Annotated in this window: 1 protein-coding gene and 1 pseudogene; both read right to left on the reverse strand. The window is 65.1% G+C overall.

The genetic code is table 11. The features are described 5' to 3' along the window. Positions 1-1,427 (reverse strand): efflux RND transporter permease subunit (locus NEI07_RS10200; RefSeq protein WP_256034371.1); only part of this gene is annotated, 1,427 nt, incomplete at its 3' end. A 9-nt stretch (positions 1,428-1,436) separates the two neighbouring features. Continuing rightward, a pseudogene (locus tag NEI07_RS10205) lies at positions 1,437-1,703 on the reverse strand (efflux RND transporter periplasmic adaptor subunit); the annotation flags it as partial.

Below are 1,703 nucleotides of genomic sequence, written 5' to 3' on the forward strand. Positions count from 1 at the left end.
GCAAAGGCGATGGTCAGCGCCACCGGCGCGAACAGACGACCTTCAAGCCCTTCGAGTGACAGCAGCGGCAGGAACACCGTGACGATGATGATGACGCCGGATGTGAGCGGGACGGCGACCTCGCGAGTCGCTTCGAGCGTCATGAAAATGCGGTCGGAGAGACTGACGTCATGCGCATGCGCCATACGGTGTTCGACGTTCTCGACGACGACGACAGCGCAATCGACCAGGAGTCCGATGGCGATCGCGAGACCGCCGAGCGACATGATGTTTGCCGAGAGGCCCCACCAGCGCATGATGCCGAATGTCGAGAGCGCGGCGAGCGGCAAAATGACCGAAACCACGATCGCGGCGCGAAGATCGCCAAGAAACAGGACGAGCAAGATGACGACGAGGACGATCGCCTCGATCAGCACTTTCTGCACGGTCCAGACCGCTTTGCCGATCAATTCGCTGCGATCGTAAAAAATTTCGATCTTGGCGCCTTTCGGCAGCGTCGGCTCGATTTCGGCCAAGCGCTCCTTCACGCCATTGACCACCATCCGCGCGTCCGCGCCGCGCAGGCCGAGAACAAGTCCCCAGACCGCCTCGCCTTCGCCGTTGCGCACGACGACGCCGTTGCGCGGCAAAGCGCCGTTGCGCACTTCGGCGACGTCGCCGACGCGCACGATGCCGGTGTCCCGCGCGGCGATGACGACGGATCGGATCTCATCGAGCGATCGCAGACGGCCCTCGGCGCGCACGAGCAGCGCTTCCTCGCCATCGCGCACGCGCCCCGCGCCGTCATTCTTATTGTTGTTGGAGAGCGCCGACTGGAGCATCTCCACGGTGACGCCGCGAGACGCCATCGCGGCAGGCGAAGGCGCGACTTCAAACGTGCGCACGAAACCGCCGAGCACGTTGAGGTCGGCGACGCCAGGCAGGCCGCGGATGGCGGGGCGTATCGTCCAATCGAGTAGCGTGCGTTGCTCCGTCGGCGTGAGATCGCCGCCGACGATGGTGAACATCACCATCTCGCCAAGCGGCGTGACGATCGGTGCGAGACCGCCGGAAACGCCGTCCGGCAACTGACTTTGCGCCTGCGCCAGACGCTCATTGACCTGCGCGCGCGCCCAGTAGATGTCGGTCCCTTCCGAAAACTCGAAGGTGATCAGCGTCACCGAATAACGCGTCGTCGAGCGCATGCGAACGAGGCTGGGAATGCCTTTCGCCGCGAGCTCGATCGGCACGGTGACGCGCGCCTCCAACTCCTCAGGCGTGAGGCCCGGCGCGCGCATGGCGACCAGCACCTGCACCGGCGCGACATCCGGAAATGCGTCGATCGGCAGCTTGAAATAGCTGACAGCCCCCCACGCGGCGAGGCCGAGCGCGCCAAGAAAGACGAGCAGCCGCTGCTGAAGCGCGACACGGATCAGTCTTTCAAGCATCGCGTATCATCACCTTTCGGCCTCGGCGAGTTCCGCCAGCAAGGTCAGCAGGCCGCGGGTCGCGACGCGCTCGCCTGCCTTGAGCGCGCCCTGGACCGAGGCGGACTGCGGCGTCTCGGAAAGTAGCGTCACCGGGGTCGCGACAAAGCCCTCCGGCGAGCGCACGAACACCCAATTGTGATTTTTGAAATTCACCAGAGCGTCCGCGGAAACCCGCCACTGCGTATCGCCGCCGCCCCCATTCAGGCGCAGGATCGCCTGGACCGCTTGGCCAGG

The sequence above is a fragment of the Methylocystis suflitae genome (assembly GCF_024448135.1).
Classification (GTDB): Bacteria; Pseudomonadota; Alphaproteobacteria; order Rhizobiales; family Beijerinckiaceae; genus Methylocystis; species Methylocystis suflitae.